Source organism: Streptomyces sp. NPDC048171 (assembly GCF_043202655.1).
GTDB lineage: Bacteria > Actinomycetota > Actinomycetes > Streptomycetales > Streptomycetaceae > Streptomyces.
In genome coordinates this window covers 1-1,128 of the sequence record NZ_JBIDAU010000046.1, presented here as the reverse complement: position 1 = coordinate 1,128, position 1,128 = coordinate 1, and the positions used below count along the sequence as shown (strand labels likewise).

Annotated in this window: 1 protein-coding gene; it reads left to right on the top strand. The window is 72.7% G+C overall.

Translation table 11 applies throughout. From position 1 onward, the window contains the following. Positions 1-1,128: DUF2637 domain-containing protein (locus tag ACGF3J_RS38735; RefSeq protein ID WP_393856134.1), on the top strand; the 1,128-nt coding region annotated here is incomplete at both ends.

Sequence of the window (1,128 nt, the reverse complement as noted above, 5' to 3'; positions counted from 1 at the left end):
GCGCCACTACAGCTGACCCGGACGCATCGCGTTCTCATCGGCATGGTCGTCTTCGGTGCCGTCATCATCGCCGGGATCGGCTTCGCTGGTTCCTACGCGGCGGTGCGGGAACTTGCGCTGAAGAAGGGCTTCGGGAACTTCAGCTACGTCTTCCCGATCGGCATCGACGCGGGCATCTGCGTGCTGCTCGCCCTGGATCTGCTGCTGACCTGGATCCGCATCCCCTTCCCGCTGCTGCGCCAGACGGCGTGGCTGCTGACGGCGGCGACGATCGCGTTCAACGGCGCGGCGGCCTGGCCGGACCCGCTGGGTGTCGGCATGCACGGCGTGATCCCGATCCTGTTCGTGGTGTCCGTCGAGGCCGCCCGGCACGCGATCGGCCGGATCGCCGACATCACCGCCGACAAGCACATGGAGGGCGTCCGCCTCACCCGGTGGATGCTCTCGCCGGTGCCGACGTTCCTGCTGTGGCGGCGGATGAAGCTGTGGGAGCTGCGCTCCTACGAGCAGGTGATCAAGCTGGAGCAGGAGCGGCTGGTCTACCAGGCCCGGCTGCGTTCCCGGTTCGGCCGCTCCTGGCGCCGCAAGGCGCCCGTCGAGTCCCTGATGCCGCTGCGCCTGGCCCGCTACGGCGTCCCGCTCGCGCAGACCGCCCCGGCGGGTCTGGCGGCGGCGGGCATCGAACCGGCCCTGCTGCCGCCGGCGCCGCGCCCGGAGGAGGCCGCCGAGGGCACCGGGGCCCCGTCCTCGCCGCCTTCGCTGCGCAAGGCCGAGCCGGCCGCGGAGCGGCGTCCCGAGCTGACGGACGGCCGGGAGCCGGAGCCGGCGTGGGAGGAGCCGGAGCCCGAGCCGGACCAGAACCAGTGGCTGCACGCCCGGGATCCGCAGTCCGTCGAGTACCGCGGTGGCTACGACCCCGCCTACGACCCGGACGAGCAGTACGCGCAGTGGTACGCGGAGCAGCAGCAGGCGGACGAGTACCGGCAGCAGTTCGAGGAGCCGCCGCCCGTCCAGGAGCCCTCTCCGGAGGACACGGGCAGTTTCCCCATTCCGGTGGGGCCGCACCGCACCCGTGAGCTGGGCGAGGGGGGCGGCACCCCGCAGGCGGAGCCGGACGAGGACGCGTAC